Origin of the sequence: Nakamurella deserti (assembly GCF_003260015.1) — a bacterium.
Lineage (GTDB): Bacteria > Actinomycetota > Actinomycetes > Mycobacteriales > Nakamurellaceae > Nakamurella > Nakamurella deserti.
This window is the reverse complement of the sequence record NZ_QCXS01000003.1, coordinates 304,052-319,936: the sequence shown is the minus strand read 5'-3', so window position 1 is coordinate 319,936 and position 15,885 is coordinate 304,052. Positions and strand designations below refer to the sequence as shown.

At 71.4% G+C, this 15,885-nt stretch carries 10 protein-coding genes and 1 tRNA gene; 4 read left to right on the top strand and 7 right to left on the bottom strand.

Features of this window, described 5'->3' with window-relative positions; all coding sequences use genetic code 11:
• Window positions 1-205: 205 nt before the first annotated feature.
• The 7 genes from pth to DB033_RS14690 all read right to left on the bottom strand — a co-directional run bounded on the left by pth (window position 206) and on the right by DB033_RS14690 (window position 7,431).
• The gene (pth, locus tag DB033_RS14720) at window positions 206-772 is read right to left on the bottom strand and encodes an aminoacyl-tRNA hydrolase (protein ID WP_111767695.1); all 567 of its coding nucleotides are present in this window, start codon (window positions 770-772) and stop codon (window positions 206-208) included.
• A 63-nt stretch (window positions 773-835) separates the two neighbouring features.
• Complete coding sequence (locus DB033_RS14715; RefSeq protein ID WP_111767694.1) at window positions 836-1,471, bottom strand: 50S ribosomal protein L25/general stress protein Ctc; 636 nt, start codon at window positions 1,469-1,471, stop codon at window positions 836-838.
• Between the two features lie 200 nt (window positions 1,472-1,671).
• Window positions 1,672-2,730: a threonine aldolase family protein gene (locus tag DB033_RS14710; protein ID WP_111767693.1), complete on the bottom strand. Its 1,059-nt coding sequence runs from the start codon at window positions 2,728-2,730 to the stop codon at window positions 1,672-1,674.
• Window positions 2,718-4,133: a DUF6421 family protein gene (locus DB033_RS14705; protein WP_420814077.1), complete on the bottom strand. Its 1,416-nt coding sequence runs from the start codon at window positions 4,131-4,133 to the stop codon at window positions 2,718-2,720. Before DB033_RS14705 ends, DB033_RS14710 begins: the two co-directional genes overlap by 13 nt.
• A gap of 615 nt (window positions 4,134-4,748) precedes the next feature.
• On the bottom strand, window positions 4,749-5,723 hold the full coding sequence (locus DB033_RS14700; RefSeq protein WP_111767692.1) for a ribose-phosphate diphosphokinase: 975 nt from the start codon (window positions 5,721-5,723) through the stop codon (window positions 4,749-4,751).
• On the bottom strand, window positions 5,720-7,237 hold the full coding sequence (gene glmU / locus DB033_RS14695; protein WP_111767691.1) for a bifunctional UDP-N-acetylglucosamine diphosphorylase/glucosamine-1-phosphate N-acetyltransferase GlmU: 1,518 nt from the start codon (window positions 7,235-7,237) through the stop codon (window positions 5,720-5,722). The genes DB033_RS14700 and glmU overlap by 4 nt, the downstream gene beginning before the upstream one ends.
• 122 nt (window positions 7,238-7,359) lie before the next feature.
• Window positions 7,360-7,431, bottom strand: a tRNA-Gln gene (locus DB033_RS14690).
• A 514-nt stretch (window positions 7,432-7,945) separates the two neighbouring features.
• Between DB033_RS14690 and mfd the strand changes: the two genes are divergently transcribed.
• From mfd to DB033_RS14670, 4 genes are all read left to right on the top strand, one after another.
• Window positions 7,946-11,575 (top strand): transcription-repair coupling factor, encoded by a 3,630-nt coding sequence (gene mfd, locus DB033_RS14685; RefSeq protein ID WP_240615916.1) that lies wholly within the window; start codon window positions 7,946-7,948, stop codon window positions 11,573-11,575.
• A 1,114-nt stretch (window positions 11,576-12,689) separates the two neighbouring features.
• Window positions 12,690-13,538 carry a glycosyltransferase family 2 protein gene (locus DB033_RS14680; protein ID WP_111767689.1) on the top strand — a complete coding sequence of 283 codons (849 nt, stop codon included), beginning with the start codon at window positions 12,690-12,692 and terminating at the stop codon, window positions 13,536-13,538.
• Window positions 13,535-14,539, top strand: a complete 1,005-nt coding sequence (locus tag DB033_RS14675; RefSeq protein ID WP_111767688.1) for a glycosyltransferase family 2 protein — start codon at window positions 13,535-13,537, stop codon at window positions 14,537-14,539. Before DB033_RS14680 ends, DB033_RS14675 begins: the two co-directional genes overlap by 4 nt.
• Entirely contained in the window at window positions 14,536-15,882 is a 1,347-nt protein-coding gene (locus DB033_RS14670; protein ID WP_111767687.1) for a glycosyltransferase family 2 protein, read from the top strand. The genes DB033_RS14675 and DB033_RS14670 overlap by 4 nt, the downstream gene beginning before the upstream one ends.
• Window positions 15,883-15,885: the final 3 nt, after the last annotated feature.

Here is a 15,885-nt window from a genome sequence, read left to right as displayed (position 1 = left end):
ACCGTCGTGTCGTCTGCGCCACCGCTTCGGCTGCCCGGAGCGGTCGCGAAGTGGCTGAACTTGTCGCGGAGCGGGTCGTACCCGCCGCAGCTGGCGCGCCGCTGACCAAGCACGGTGCGAAGAGAAACGCAGCTCGACACCGCAATCCGGTAGGAAGGTGCCCGCCCAGCGGGCACTTTTCTCCCCGAATCGGGACGAAAAGTGCTCAGTGCCAGCGGTTCTGGGCGTCGACGAGGCCAAGCCGGATGAGGTCCTCGACGGCGTCGGCGGCGCGTTCGAGCTCCAGCGGGAGCTCCTTGCGTTCGAGGGAGGAGAAGTCCTTGAGGACGAAGTCCGCGGGGTCCTGCCGACCCGGGGGGCGCCCGACGCCGAAGCGCACCCGGGCGTAGTCCTTGCTGCCCAGGCTGGACGAGATGGACTTCAGCCCGTTGTGGCCGCCTTCGCCACCGCCGGCCTTGAGCCGGATCACGCCGAAGTTCAGGTCCAGCTCGTCGTGCACGACGATGACGTCGGAGACGTCGAACTTGAAGAAGCGCACCAGCCCGGCGGTCGCCCCGCCCGAGAGGTTCATGTACGAGCGGGGCTTGGCGATGGTCACGCGGGTGTCGCCGACGCGGGTGGTGGCGACGTCGGCCCCGGCCTTGTGCGAGCCGAAGCGGGCGCCGCCGCGGGCGGCGAGGATCTCGGCGACCATGAATCCGGCGTTGTGCCGGTTACCGGCGTACCCGGGCCCGGGGTTGCCGAGCCCGATGACCAGTGCCTGTTCAGACATGGCGGTCGGTCATCGGGCGCGGCATCCTCGGGGTCATCCGGTGCGAACGGAGCGAGCGGGAGCTCAGCTCGCGTCGTCCTCGGAGGTCTCGCCCTCGATCGGGGCGGTCTCGGCGCCGGTGGGCTCGGTGCCCGCACCCTCGGCCTCGAGCTCCTCGGTGGTCGGGGCCAGCGAGACGCCCACGACCAGCGACTCCGGGTCGGCGACCAGGACGGCGCCTTCCGGCAGCGTGACGTCGCCGGCGGAGATCTGGGTGCCGGCCTCGGCGCCCTCGACGGAGACCTCGAGCGACTCGGGGATGTTGAGGGCGTCGACCTCGATGGACAGCGTGGTCTGGTCGATCACGGTCAGGGTGCCCGGGGCGGCGTCGCCGACCACGTTGACCGGGACGTCGACGGTGACCTTCTCGCCGCGGCGGACCAGGATCAGGTCGACGTGCTCGACGTAGTCGCGCAGCGGGTGACGCACGACCGACTTCGGCAGCGCCAGCTCGTCGGCACCGTCGATGGCCAGGGTCAGCACGGTGTTCGCGCCGCCCTTGAGCGCGCGGCCGAACTCGCGGGCCGGCAGGCTCAGGTGGCGGGGATCGGTGCCGTGGCCGTACAGCACGGCCGGGATCTGGCCGGCCTTGCGGATGCGACGCGACGCGCCCTTGCCGAACTCGGTACGGGCGACGGCTTCGAGACGGGTCTCGGACACGGTGGAACTCCTCTGGAAACGATGTCGGCGCGCCGGGCGGCCGACGACTGCGATGGTCAAAGCGGTGGGTACGAGCGTCTCGACCCCGGCGCACGTCACGGGGGAGCGATCCCACCGCGTCGAATCACGGCTGACCCGATCCGTACCGCGATCGGGCCGCCCTCGCCGAGGCTGTGTCGCCGAAAGGCAACCTGGTCACTCTACCCGGCCAGGGCCTCCTTGAGTAACCGAGCGAAATCGTCCACGTCGTCCTCGGTGGTGTCCCAGGCGCACATCCACCGCACCTCACCGGTGGCGGCGTCCCAGTCGTAGAACTTGTAGCGCTCGCGGACGACGTCGGCCGCGGCCCGCGGCAGGATCGCAAACACCGCGTTGGCCTCGGTGGCCCGGGGCACGGTGACCCCGTCCAGCCCGGACACCGCGGCGGTCAGCCGGGCGGCCATCGCGTTGGCGTGCGACGCCGAACGCAGCCACAGGTCGCCCTCCAGCAGCGCGATCAGCTGGGCGGAGAAGAACCGCATCTTCGACGCGAGCTGCATGTTCATCTTGCGCAGGTACCTCAGGCCGTGCACCGTCTCCGGGTTGAGCACGACCACCGCCTCGGCGGCGAGCAGGCCGTTCTTGGTGCCGCCGAACGACAACACGTCCACCCCGACGTCGGTGGTGAACGCGGCCAGCGGCACGCCCAGCGCGGCGGCGGCGTTGGAGATCCGGGACCCGTCCAGGTGCAGCGTCATCCCGAGGCTGTGCACGTGGTCGGCGATGGCCTTGATCTGCGCCGGCGTGTAGAGCGTGCCCAACTCGGTCGACTGGGTGATGGACACGACGAGCGGCTGCGCCCGGTGCTCGTCGCCGAAGCCGTGGGCCTGCCGGTCGATCAACTCGGGGGTCAACTTGCCGTCCGGGGTGGGGACGGTCATCAGTTTGACGCCGCCGACCCGCTCGGGGGCGCCGTTCTCGTCGACGTTGATGTGCGCGGTCTCGGCGCAGACGACGCCACCCCAGCGGGGCAGCATCGACTGCAGCGACAGCACGTTGGCGCCGGTGCCGTTGAACACCGGGAACACCTCGACACCGGCGCCGAAGTGCGCGGCCATCACCTCGTGTAACCGGGCGGTGTAGACGTCGTCGCCGTAAGCGGTCTGATGGCCGCCGTTGGCGTCGGCGAGGGCCTGCAGGACCTCGGGGTGCACCCCGGCGTAGTTGTCCGAGGCGAAGCCGCGGCGGGTCGGGTCGTGGAGAGTCGTCACGCCGCCGATTGTCCCAGGACGCCGCGGTCCGCCGCGCCGCCCGTCGACGCCGTGATCCCCGCGGTGCCCCGGATCACGTCACCGAGCTTGCGGGACAGCGCCTCGTAGAACATCGACAGCGGGAACTCGTCCGGCAGCACGGCGTCGGTCAGCCCCTTGGGCGGCCCGTCCACCGGCAGCGCGCCGGCGCCCCTGGCCCACACCGACGCGGGATGCGGCGTCAGCGTGGAGCTCACCAGGGCGTACGCGGCCAGCCAGTGCGACACCTTGGGCCGGTCGATCGACCGCCAGTACAGGTCGTCGATGGCCTCCCCGAGCGCGGTCACCGCGCCGGCCACCCCGTTCCAGTCGATGGACAGTCGGTTGTCGGTCCAGTGCAGGACGTGGCGCTGGTGCAGCCAGGCGAACAGCAGCTGCCCGCCGAGGCCGTCGTAGTTGCGGACCCGGCTGCCGGTGATGGCGAACCGGAAGATGCGGTCGAAGAGGATCGCGTACTGGACGAGGCGGGCGTGCCCGATCCCGGTGCCCTCGAGACGGACGGCCTCGCGGAACGCGGTCAGGTCGCAGCGCAGCTCCTCCAGCGAGTACAGGAAGAACGGCATCCGCTGCTTGATCATGAAGGGGTCGAACGGCAGGTCGCCGTGCATGTGGGTGCGGTCGTGGATGAGGTCCCACATCACGAACGTCTCCTCGGCCAGCTGCTGGTCGGCCAGCAGGGCCGCGGCCTCCGGTGGCAGGGCCAGCCCGGTGATCGCGGCCGCGGCGCCGGCGACCCGGCGGAAGCGGGCCGCCTCCCGGTCGGCGAAGATCGCGCCCCAGGTGAACTGCGGCACCGAGCGCATCGCCACCGTCTCGGGGAACAGCACCGCCGAGTTGGTGTCGTAGCCCGCGGTGAAGTCCAGGAAGCGGACCGGCACGAACAGCTTGTTGGAGTGCTCGCCGGACTCGAGGTCGGCGATGAACTCCGGCCAGATGACCTCGAGCAGCACCGCCTCCACCAGCCGCGACGTGCTGCCGTTCTGGGTGTACATCGGGAAGACCACGAGGTGACGCAGGCCGTGCACCCGGTGCCGTTCCGGATGGAACGCCTGCAGCGAGTCCAGGAAGTCGGGGACGCCGAACGTCTCGGCCCAGCGCCGGAAGTCCACCACCAGGGCGGCGAGGTAGTCGGCGTCGTGCGGGAAGTGCGGAGCCAGCGCCTCGATCGAGGCGGTGAGCCGCTCGACGAGCGCCCGGGCCTCGTCGTGCCCGTCGGCGACGCAGCCGTCGGCGGACTGCAGAGCCTGCAGGGCGGTGGCGGCGGCCTTGAGGTGCGACCAGTGCCGGTCCACGACGAGGTCGTCGATGCGCGACGGCGCGGTCTCGGCCGCCGCGGCGGTACCGGCGCCGGCCCAGGAGATCAGGTTGACCATCAGCTCGACGTCGGCGGCCCGCTGCGGGTCGAGCTCGTCGCTGACCAGAGCGGACCGGACGCCGTCGCGTTCCCCGGTGCTGACCCGGTGGTGGGCGTCGCCGGTGTAAGCGGCGAGATCGGTGGCCGGTCCGTCGCCGGTCGGGCCCGCGGCGGTCCCGGTGAGGCGCACGCCGTCATCGGCGACCTCGACGACGACGTCGGCCAGGGCGGGATCGACCACGGCGGTGTAACCACGTCCGCCGAGGACCTCGTCCCACCGGTGATCCGATGCGGGATCACCGGGGATGCGGTGGAATCGTGCGAGTCGAGCCATGGTCGAGGCTCCTCTCCGGTCGGCGTGACGCCGGGACCGCGTGCAGAAATGAAGACGGTCCGCCCACTCTACCGAAGGATCTTCCGCTGGAACGCCATCACGCCGGAAGAACTCCAATGACGGGCGCCGGTGAGGTGAACATCTCCCGACGTCTGCCGTCACCCCGGAAGCCTTGCAACGACGACGGGGCCGCCCCCGGGTGGGGGCGGCCCCGAGCGGCGCCCCGTCGGGCGTCGTGTCGCGTAGGTACGCAGGTCCGTCGTCGGACCCCGGCCGGACCTCAGGTGCCGGGGCCGGACGTCAGTTGTCGAACAGCGAGGTGACCGACCCGTCCTCGAAGACCTCGTGGATGGCCCGGGCGATCAGCGGCGCGATGGACAGCACGGTCAGCGTCGGGAAGGAGTGCTCGGCCGGGATCGGCAGCGTGTTGGTCAACACCACCTCGGACGCGCCGCAGCCGGACAACCGTTCCGCGGCCGGCGGGGACAGCACCCCGTGGGTCGCGGCGATCACGACGTCCTTCGCACCGGCCTCGAACAGCCGGGTCGCCGCCTTGGCGATCGTCCCGCCGGTGTCGATCATGTCGTCGACGAGCACGCAGGTCTTGCCGGCGACGTCACCGACCACACGACCCGCGACGACCTGGTTGGGCTTGCTCGGGTCACGGGTCTTGTGGATGAACGCGACCGGCCGGCCGCCCAGGCGCTGCGCCCACTTCTCGGCCGTGCGTACGCGGCCGGAGTCGGGGGAGACGACGGCCAGGTCGTGACCGGCGTACTTCTCGGCGACGTAGTCGGTGAGCAGCGGCAACGCCATCAGGTGGTCGACGGGGCCGTCGAAGAAGCCCTGGATCTGGTCGGTGTGCAGGTCCACGGCCATCAACCGGTGCGCGCCGGCCGTCTTGAGCAGATCGGCGATGAGCCGGGCGGAGATGGGCTCGCGGCCGCGGTGCTTCTTGTCCTGCCGGGCGTACGGATAGAAGGGCAGCACCACGGTGATCCGCTTCGCCGACGCGCGCTTGAGCGCGTCGATCATCAGCAGCGTCTCCATGATCGACTTGTTCAACGGGCTGCCGCACGACTGGATCACGAAGACGTCGGAGCCGCGGACCGATTCCTCGGAGCGGACGAAGATCTCCTCGTTGGCGAAGTCGTAGATCGTCTGCGGGGTCACGTCGACCTCGAGGTGCTTGGCGATCTCGTCGGCGAGGTCGGGGAATCCCCGGCCCGAGAACAGCATCAGACTCTTGCGGGTCGTGATGGAGATGTGGTTCACGCGGGCGACGCCTTCCCCGGTTCGGTGGTGAGCGGTCCCGGCAGTTCCGGGATCGCGGCGGGCCCGGCCGACGGCGTGGCCGGGTGGTGGGAAGTCGTGTCGGCGGCGCGCTCGGCGGCGGCCGCCATGGTGCTGCCGGGCAGCCGGCGGGCGACCCAGCCGGGGACGGCGGACTGCCGGCCGCGGGCCACCGCGAGGTCGCCGGCGGCCACGTCGTCGGTGATGGTCGAGCCCGCCGCGGTGAACCCGCCCGGCTCGACGGTGACCGGGGCGACCAGGGTGGTGTTGGTGCCGACGAACGCCCCGTCGCCGATGACCGTGTCGTACTTGCCGACGCCGTCGTAGTTGGCCGTGATCGCGCCGGCGCCGAAGTTCACGCCCGCCCCCAGGGTGGCGTCCCCGACGTAGGACAGGTGGGGCACCTTCGCGCCGGGTCCGATCGTGGACTTCTTCACCTCGACGTAGGCGCCCACCTTCGCGCCGGCCGCCAGCACGGTGCCCGGCCGCAGGAACGTGAACGGCCCGACCGCGGCGCCGTCGCCGATGACCGCGCCCTGCGCGTGGGTGCGGACCACGGTCGCGCCGACGCCGACGCGGCAGTCCACCAGGGTGGTGTCCGGGCCGACGGTGGCGCCCGCGGCGACCGTCGTGCCGGCCTCCAGCGAGGTGTTGCGGGCGATGGTGGCGTCCGCGGCGACGACGACGTCGGCGTGCAACCAGGTGGTGCGGGGGTCGAGGACGGTCGCCCCCGCCAGCTGCGCCGACCGGACGAGCCGGTCGTTGAGGGTGCGGGCCATGTCGGACAGCTGCACCCGGTCGTTGACGCCCTCCGTCTCGGCGGCGTCCTCGGCCACCAGGCCGCCCACCGGCCGGCCGTCGCCGCGGGCGATGCCGACCACGTCGGTGAGGTAGCGCTCGCCCTGGGCGTTGGCCGCGGTGATCCGGGTCAGTGCGTCGGCCAGCACGGCGGCGTCGAAGGCGTACACGCCGGAGTTGATCTCGGTGATCGCGCGCTGCGCCGCATCGGCGTCCTTGTGTTCCACGATCGCCGAGACGCCGCCGTCCGGGGCGTCCCGGACGATGCGCCCGTAGCCGGTCGGGTCGGTCACGTGCGCGGTCAACACGGTGACCGCGTTGCCGGCGGCCTGGTGGGCGCTGACGAGCGCGGCCAGCGTCTCCGTCCGCAGCAGCGGCACGTCGCCGTAGGTGACCACGACGGTGCCGGTGAGCGGCCCGAGCACGTCGAGCGCACAGGACACCGCGTGGCCGGTGCCCAGCTGCTCGTCCTGGACGGCGGTGGCCACGTCGGGAAGGTTGGTCTCGAGCCAGGCGCCGACCGTCTCGCGCCCGTGCCCGACGACGGCGACCAGGTGCTCAGGCGCCAGACCGCGCGCGGCGGTCAGCGCGTGCCACAGCAGGGGACGGCCGGCCAGCGGGTGCATGACCTTGGGGAGGGTGGAGCGCATCCGGGTGCCGGCGCCGGCAGCGAGAACGACCACAGCGGTCACGCCCATCGGCATGCAGATCCTCCTGGACGGTGCGCCGACCGGCGCCGCAGCGGAGGAGCTGTGGTCCAGCGGTCGGTGAGGCGGGCTGGTGACGTCCGCAGACAGGGCCTGCGTACCGGTCGTGCGCGCTCCGCCGCCAGGACTCGAACCTGAAATATCTGAACCAAAATCAGAGGTGTTGCCGATTACACTACGGCGGATCGGACGCTCGGCCAGGAACATCATTCCATGCCTGCGGTGCTGCTCTCCCCGCCCCGGGGGTGATCCGTGACCGGGTCGCCCCGCGTCCCGCGCCCGGCGTCCGATCCCGGGGTACCCACCGCCGCGGCGGGTGGGAACGGCGCCGGACCGCGATCGCCCTCGCCGCACCCGGTGCCCGTGCCCGGGCAACACCGTCGGATCCCACCGGTTCGTCGCAACCGACGCCGCGGGGCCCGACGAGGACCGAACCACGCGCCGGCCCGTCTCGTTGACTGGCCACCTGGTCGGAGTGCCCCGGACCGGCGCTCGGCCGTCCCCCGCCCGGGACCGCCCGGCCCGCCGCCGTCCCCGCCCGGTGCCCGGGCCTCGACCAGCCGGGCGGGGGAGATGGGTCACCGACCCCGGCTACGGACCGGCCGCAACGGGTACCTTCGCGGACGGCCCGCCGCCGTCCCCGCCCGTCGCGCCCGATGGCCCGGCGGGACATGTTCCTCGTCTGGAAAGCTTGAATCCGTGAGCGCTGCACCCGTCGTGTCCACCTCCGGTCAGCGTCGTCGATCCGCACGGCCCCGGCCGCCGCTGGCGCCCCTGCTGCCCGCGCTGGCCGCCGATCCGCTGTTCGCGGACCTGATCGCGGCGGCCGGTGCGCCGACCTACCGGATCACCGGGCCGGCGTCGATCCGGCCGTTCGTCGCCGGCTGCCTCGCCGCCGCGAAGGCCGACGGCGGTGCCGCGGTGCCGGTGCTCTTCGTCACCGCGACCGGACGGGAGGCCGAGTCGCTCACCGCGTCGCTGGCCGACCTGCTCGGGGAGGACGCGGTCATGCTGTTCCCGTCGTGGGAGACGCTGCCGCACGAGCGGCTGAGCCCACGCGCGGACACCGTCGGCCGGCGGCTGTCGGTGCTGCGCCGGCTGGCCCACCCCGAGGAGTTCGACGGTGCGGCCCCGAAGGTCGTCGTCACCACCGTCCGGTCGATGATCCAGCCCCTCGCGCCGCACCTGGGCGAGCTCGCCCCCGTCCGGATCGCCACCGGCGCCGAGATCGACCTCGCCGAGGTCACCGAGCAGCTGACGATGCTGGCCTACAGCCGCGTCGACCTGGTCACCAAACGCGGCGAGATCGCGGTCCGCGGCGGCATCCTCGATCTGTTCCCGCCGACCGCCGAGCATCCGTACCGCATCGAGTTCTGGGGCGACGAGGTGTCGGAGATCCGCACCTTCGCCGTCACCGACCAGCGCTCCATCGACCTCGTCGACGCCGTCGTCGCCCCACCCTGCCGCGAGGTGCTGCTGACCCCGGCGGTGCGGGCCGCGGCGGGTCGGCTCTCCGCGGCGGCCACCGGTGACCCGTCGCTCGCCGAGATGCTGGAGAAGCTGGCGGCCGGGATCGCCGTCGAGGGCATGGAGGCGCTGATCCCGGCGCTCGTCGACAGCCCGATGGTGCTGCTGCCGCAGCTGTTCCCGGCCGGCACGCACGTGCTGCTGGCCGATCCCGAGAAGGTGCGATCGCGCGCCGAGGACCTCAAGCGCACCGGGCAGGAGTTCCTGGCCGCGTCGTGGGCGGCCGCGGCCACCGGCGGCAAGGCCCCGATCGAGCTGGGGGACGGTGCGTACCGCGAGCTCGAGGAGGTCTTCGACAGCATCCGTGACAACGACCTCACGTTGTGGCGCGTCGCCGCCTTCGGCGACGGCGAACTCCCCGAGGAGCCGGCGGTGACGCCCGCCCCCCAGTACCGCGGCGAGCTGGGCCCGGCCATCGAGCAGGCCCGCGAGCGGGCCGCGCGCGGCGGCGTGACCGTCCTGGTGGTCGCCGGCGCCGGCACCGCGGAGCGGGCCGCCGAACGGCTGTCCGACGCCGAGCTCGGGGTCCGCCTCGCCACCGACGGACTGGCCGAACGGCCCCACGCGGGAATCGTCACCGTGACGACAGGCCGCCTGGACGCGGGCTTCGTCCTCACCGCCTCCGACGTGGCCCTGCTGACCGAGTCCGACCTCACCGGCACCCGGGGTGCCACCGCCGCCCGGGCGCAGAAGATGCCCACGCGCCGGCGCAACGCCGTCGACCCGCTCGCGCTGAAGCCCGGCGATCACGTGGTGCACGCCCAGCACGGCATCGGCAAGTTCGTCGACCTGGTGCAGCGCACCACCGGCGGCGCCGTCCGGGAGTACCTGGTCGTGGAGTACGCGCCCAGCAAGCGCGGTCATCCGGGGGACCGGTTGTTCGTGCCCACGGACGCGTTGGACCAGCTGTCGCGCTACGTCGGCGGCGAGGTGCCGACGCTGAACAAGCTGGGCGGCGCCGACTGGGCCAAGACCAAGGGCAACGCCCGCAAGGCGGTCCGGCAGATCGCCGCCAAGCTGGTGCAGATCTACGCCGCCCGGGCCTCCGCGCCCGGTCACCGGTTCGCGCCCGACACCCCGTGGCAGCGTGAACTCGAGGACGCGTTCCCGTTCACCGAGACCCCCGACCAGCTCGCCGCCATCGACGAGGTCAAGGGCGACATGGAGAAGGCCATCCCGATGGACCGGGTCATCTCCGGTGACGTCGGCTACGGCAAGACCGAGATCGCGGTGCGCGCGGCGTTCAAGGCCGTTCAGGACGGCAAGCAGGTCGTCGTGCTGGTGCCCACCACGCTGCTCGCGCAGCAGCACCTGTCCACCTTCTCCGAGCGGATGGCCGCCTTCCCGGTCACCGTCCGCGGGCTGTCCCGGTTCACGCCGGCCGAGGAGTCGAAGAAGACGATCAAGGGGCTCGCCGACGGGAGCGTCGACATCGTCATCGGCACCCACCGGCTGCTGCAGCCGTCGGTGGTCTACAAGGACCTCGGCCTGGTCATCGTCGACGAGGAACAGCGGTTCGGCGTCGAGCACAAGGAGTTCATCACCGGCCTGCGGGCGCACGTGGACATGCTGACCATGTCGGCCACCCCGATCCCGCGCACGTTGGAGATGAGCCTGGCCGGCATCCGCGAGATGTCCACCATCGCGACCCCGCCCGAGGATCGGCACCCGATCCTGACCTACGTGGGTCCGTACGACACCAAGCTCGTCGCCGCCGCGGTCCGCCGCGAGTTGTTGCGCGACGGTCAGGTCTTCCTCGTGCACAACCGGGTGTCGGACATCGAGCGGGTCGCGGCGAGCATCCGCGAGCTCGTCCCCGAGGCCAGCGTCGGCGTCGGCCACGGTCAGATGGGTGAGCACGCCCTCGAGAAGGTCATCGACGGCTTCTGGGCGCGGGACTTCGACGTGCTGGTCTGCACGACCATCGTGGAGACGGGTCTGGACATCTCCAACGCCAACACGCTGATCGTCGACCACGCCGAGGTGCTCGGGCTGTCCCAGATGCACCAGCTCCGCGGGCGGGTCGGCCGTGGCCGCGAGCGGGGTTACGCCTACTTCCTGTACCCGCAGGAGAAGGCCATGACCGAAACCGCGCACGACCGGTTGGCGACCATCGCCCAGAATTCCGATCTCGGTTCCGGTATGGCCGTGGCCATGAAGGATCTGGAGATCCGCGGCGCCGGCAGCATTCTGGGCGCCGAACAGTCCGGGCACATCGCCGGTGTCGGATTCGATCTCTATGTGCGTCTGGTCTCCGAAGCCGTGAATGCATTCAAGAAGCAGGCCGGCGCCACGGCTGAAACGGATCAGCCCGACGACGACGATTCTCCGGAAGTGCGGGTCGAATTGCCGGTCGACGCCAATCTGCCGCACGAATACATTCCGTCCGATGTTCTCCGGCTCGACGCGTACCGCAAGATCGCCGACGCCGGGAATGCCGCCGATCTCGTCGCGGTGCGCGCCGAACTCGAGGACCGCTTCGGCCCCGTCCCCCCGCCGGTCGAGGCGCTGCTGGCGGTGGCGGAGCTGCGGCAGGCCGCCCGGGACGCCGGGGTCAGTGAGATCATCATGGGACCGCAGGGCGTGCGGGTCGGGCCGCTGGACCTGGCCGAATCCGGCTTGATGCGGCTCAACCGCCTCTATCCGGGGTCCCGGTACTCGAAGAACCAGCGCACCCTGACCGTCCGGGCGCCGGCCGAGTCCGACCGGATCGGCGCGGCGCCGTTACGGGACGCCGCCATCGTGGGGTGGGCGCACCAGCTGCTGGCCAACCTGTCGCCGGTGGCCGCCGCACGGTCCTGACCTGCGGCGCGAGCCGCCCGTGCACCCGGAACGGCCGTGCACGGGCACCTGGTGGTCGCCGCCGACGACCTCGCGCGACGACGCCTCCGGTCGGTCCTCGGAGGGCCGTCCGGTCGGGCTCTACGCCCGGAAGCGTGGGCCGATCGCCGGCACGCCCTCGATCCGCACCCTGAGTGACGGATCGGCACTCACGGCCCGCTCTGTGCATCCGTGGGCGATCGTGGTGGAGTCCGTGCGGTCGGCCGCCGTCTCGCGGTGTGATCGGTGTCTCAGTGTCCGATTCGTGGCGTTTCGGGCGGACCGGAGCGGCTCCACCCCCATCGGCGGAGTCCCTGGAGCTCCGCTGCCCGTAACCCGAACGTGGAGACGCCACACCCGGGATCCGTGGCATCCGGTCACTTGATCGGTTCCGATGCGGCCTCCGGTCATCGCACACGGGGTGACCGCGGCCGGCATGCGTCCCGGTCCGGGTGACGCTGTGTCACCGCACCGCGGTCCGGACCCCATGCCCCGCACGGTCCCGGAGCGCGTCGGCCGCAGGGGGCCGTCCCGTCCGGACCCCGCTGTCCGGCCGGTCCGCGACCGCCGACGTTTCCGCAGGTGCGCTGCGGGGTTACGGCTTCGTTACCGAAACCCGTCCGCACGCCCCGCAGGTGAACGGAGGGGGAACCGGCGGCCAACGGCACCCGTGGCGCCGCCGGTGCCGGAGCCGGATCCTCGACGCCACCATTTCCGTCGCCGGAACTTGCGGCAATCACGATCCGGACACAGTGCGCAGTCGGTACCACGCCGGAAATGCTGGTGTGCACTTTCCGGATGACCGCACACACACGTGCGGTCGCCGTTGTCAACAGCTGCGCGGAGCGACCGCGAAGTCGTCGTTTCGACCCCGTCGTTAGCCCATGCGTGCACATGGGTCGCCGGAAGGTGAGCCTCGTAACGTACGGTTGCCAGCCCGATCGGCCATGCCATACCGTCGTCCTCGGTCGAGCAACGACGCTTCAGGGACATACATAGCTCCCCGCCCGCGATTCCTGACATCGGCGTCGCCGATATCGAATTCAGTCGGAAGCCTTCCTCGAACCGTGCTCCTCGAACGAAAGTCTGGTCCTTCATGTCGCCTTCCCCCCAATTCCGTCGTCCGACCATCTCCGTCGTGATCCCGGCCCGGAACGAAGCGAAGAACATCCCCTTCGTTCTGGAGCGCCTGCCCGAGGGAGTCACCGAGGTCATCCTCGTCGACGGCAATTCCACCGATGACACCATCGCAGTCTCCCAGCGTCTGTGCCCGGAGATCGTCGTCGTGCGTCAGTCCCGCCGCGGTAAGGGCAACGCCCTGGCCGCCGGGTTCAGCGCCGCGACCGGTGACTACATCGTGATGATCGACGCCGACGGTTCCATGGACCCGGCCGAGATCCCCGCCTTCATCGCCGCGCTGGACGCCGGCGCCGACTACGCCAAGGGCAGCCGCTTCTGCGCCGGTGGCGGCAGCGACGACATCAGCCGCACCCGCGACCTGGGCAACAAGGGCCTGAACCTGACTGCCAACATCCTGTTCGGCACCCGGTACTCCGACCTCTGCTACGGCTACAACGCCTTCCGTCGCGAGTGCATCGCCGCCTTCGCGCTGCCGGACGCGCACGACACCAGCGTCGACGCGGTCTGGGGCGACGGCTTCGAGATCGAGACCCTGATCAACGTCCGCGTGGCCAAGCAGAAGCTCAAGATCACCGAGGTCGGCAGCTTCGAGTTCCCGCGCATCTCCGGCGAGAGCAACCTGCGCACCTTCCGCGACGGCTGGCGGGTGCTGTTCACCATCGGCCGTGAGCGCATCAGCAAGACCCGGATGGCCGACCACGTCGACCGCACCACCCCGGTGGTCGTCGGTCTCCCGGCGCAGCGGTCGTCGCTGGCCGAGCGTCCCGTCGCCGAGCGCGAAGGCGCCGAGGTCCGCGCCATATGAGTTCGGTGCTTCCCGAAGGATCCGCAGTTCCCCGCACCGTCGCCGTCGTGGTGTGCGCCTACACCATGGACCGTTGGGTCGACGTCGTGGAGGCTTACGAGTCCCTCGTGAAGCAGGAGCGACCGGCGGACGAGGTCGTGCTGGTCATCGACCACAACGACGACCTGCTGACGGCGCTGCAGATCACGTTCCCTTCGGCGCACATCATCCCCAACACGAGCGTGCAGGGGTTGTCGGGCGCCCGTAACACCGGTGTCGAGGCCACCACCTCCGACATCGTGCTCTTCCTCGACGACGACGCGAAGGCCGAGCCCGACTGGGTGGCTCGGCTGCTCGCCGTCTTCGACGAGCCCGGCGTCCAGGGCGTCGCCGGCCACGCCGAGGCCAACTGGCCCAAGGTCGGCAAGCCCGCATGGTTCCCGGAGGAGTTCCTCTGGGTCGTCGGGTGCAGCTACCGCGGCCTGCCCACCCGGCGCGCCGACGTCCGCAATCCCATCGGATCATCGATGGGGTTCACCCGGGCCGCTCTCGAGCGCACCGGCGGGTTCACCACCGGCATCGGCCGTATCGGCACCCATCCGGTGGGCGCCGAGGAGACCGAACTGTCCATCCGGCTCCGGCAGGCCGACCCCTCGGCGCGCATCGTGCTGGAACCCGCGGCGGTCGTGCACCACCGGGTGTCCGAACCCCGGTTGAAGCTCAGGTACTTCATGAGCAGGTGCTACTGGGAGGGCGTCTCCAAGGCGGTCATCTCCGGCGACGTGGGTGCCGGTGACGCGCTGGCCGCCGAGCGCAGCTACACGACGAAGGTCCTCCCGCTCGCCGTGGTCCGCGGTTTTCGCGACCTGCTGCGCGGCGACCTCGGTGGTCCCGGCCGGTCCGCTGCCGTCGTCCTCGGGTTCGGGTTGACCGGCCTCGGCTACGTCCGCGGCCTGCTGACGCGCAAGAGCGCCGTCACGCCCGCCACCGCTGTTCCCCTGACTGGAGAATCGTCATCATGACCATCGATACCGCGATCGAGGCCCCCCGGGTCTGGTGCACCGAGGTCGATCTCGGCGGCGAGGTCCCGGGCTCGCTCCCGGTGCCCTCCGACGAGGCGCCGTACACGGCCGCCCGGATCCTGGTCCGGCTGCACGGTGAGTCGCTGACCTTCGTCGAGCGTCCCGTCGTCGACGGCGCCTACGTCCTCGGGGACGTGGTCAGCGGCCTCGGGGCCGAGGCCCGCGCCCGGCTGGACGCCCACCTGGCCGAGGACGCCGGCAGCGTGCAGGTCGTCGACGGGGTGCCCTACGTGCACGCGCCGCAGAGCTGCACCCGTCCGCGCCCCACCGGCCTGTCGATGACGGTCGTCGTCTGCACCCGTGGCCGCGGCGAGGCGCTGCGCAGCTGCCTGGCTCGGTTGGCGCGGATGGACTACCCGGAACTCGACTTCGTCATCGTCGACAACGCGCCCACCGACGACAGCACCCGGCAGGCCTTCCTCGCCGAGGTCGGCGAGGACACCCGCTTCCGCTACGTCGTCGAACCGCGCCCGGGCCTGTCCTGTGCCCGCAACCGCGGTCTGGCCGAAGCCCGTGGCGAGCTCATCGCCTACACCGACGACGACGTCACCGTCGACCCGCAGTGGGCCGATTCGCTGGTCATCGGATTCCTGCGCCGTCCCGACGTGGCCTGCGTGACCAGCCTGGTCTGCACCGCCTCGCTGGAGACCCCGGCGGAGCACTACTTCGACAGCCGGGTGTCCTGGGCGGCGCGGTGCGAACCGCGCGTCTACGACTCCGTCGCACCCGAGGGCGACCTGCTCTACCCGTACTCCGCCGGCCTGTTCGGCACCGGTGCGGGGATGGCCTTCCGGACCTCGGTGATCCGCGACCTCGGCGGGTTCGACGAGGCGCTGGGTGCGGGTACCCGCACCGCCGGCGGCGAGGACCTGGACGCGTTCGTCATGGTGCTCCAGCACGGTCACGCGCTGGCCTACGAGCCGAGCTCGGTCGTCTGGCACCACCACCGTGCCGACCTCGAGGGTCTGCAGAAGCAGATGTACGCCTACGGCACCGGGCTCACCGCGTTCATCACCAAGCACCTGCTCAGCCGCGACACCCGCTACGCCCTGCTGCGCCGTATCCCCAAGGGGGTGGCCAAGATGGCCGCCATCCCGAAGGCGACCAAGAACTCGGTCGGGCGGCAGCAGTCGTCCATCCCGTCGCGCAACCTGCTGCTGCGGGAGTTCGCCGGGATGGCGATGGGACCGGCGCTCTACGGCATCGCCAAGCGGCGCATCCCCGAGCACGACTTGAGCGCGCCGTCGTTCGCCACGGACGCCACGGAGACCGCCTCGCGCTGACCC

What these genes read in the sequence shown, in the direction of transcription:
- DB033_RS14670 (WP_111767687.1), top strand. Translation starts at nt 14,536, where the DNA reads ATGACCATCGATACCGCGATCGAGGCCCCCCGGGTCTGGTGCACCGAG.
- DB033_RS14675 (WP_111767688.1), top strand. Translation starts at nt 13,535, where the DNA reads ATGAGTTCGGTGCTTCCCGAAGGATCCGCAGTTCCCCGCACCGTCGCC.
- pth (WP_111767695.1), bottom strand. Translation starts at nt 772, where the DNA reads ATGTCTGAACAGGCACTGGTCATCGGGCTCGGCAACCCCGGGCCCGGG.
- DB033_RS14705 (WP_420814077.1), bottom strand. Translation starts at nt 4,133, where the DNA reads ATGGTCAACCTGATCTCCTGGGCCGGCGCCGGTACCGCCGCGGCGGCC.
- glmU (WP_111767691.1), bottom strand. Translation starts at nt 7,237, where the DNA reads ATGGGCGTGACCGCTGTGGTCGTTCTCGCTGCCGGCGCCGGCACCCGG.
- DB033_RS14680 (WP_111767689.1), top strand. Translation starts at nt 12,690, where the DNA reads ATGTCGCCTTCCCCCCAATTCCGTCGTCCGACCATCTCCGTCGTGATC.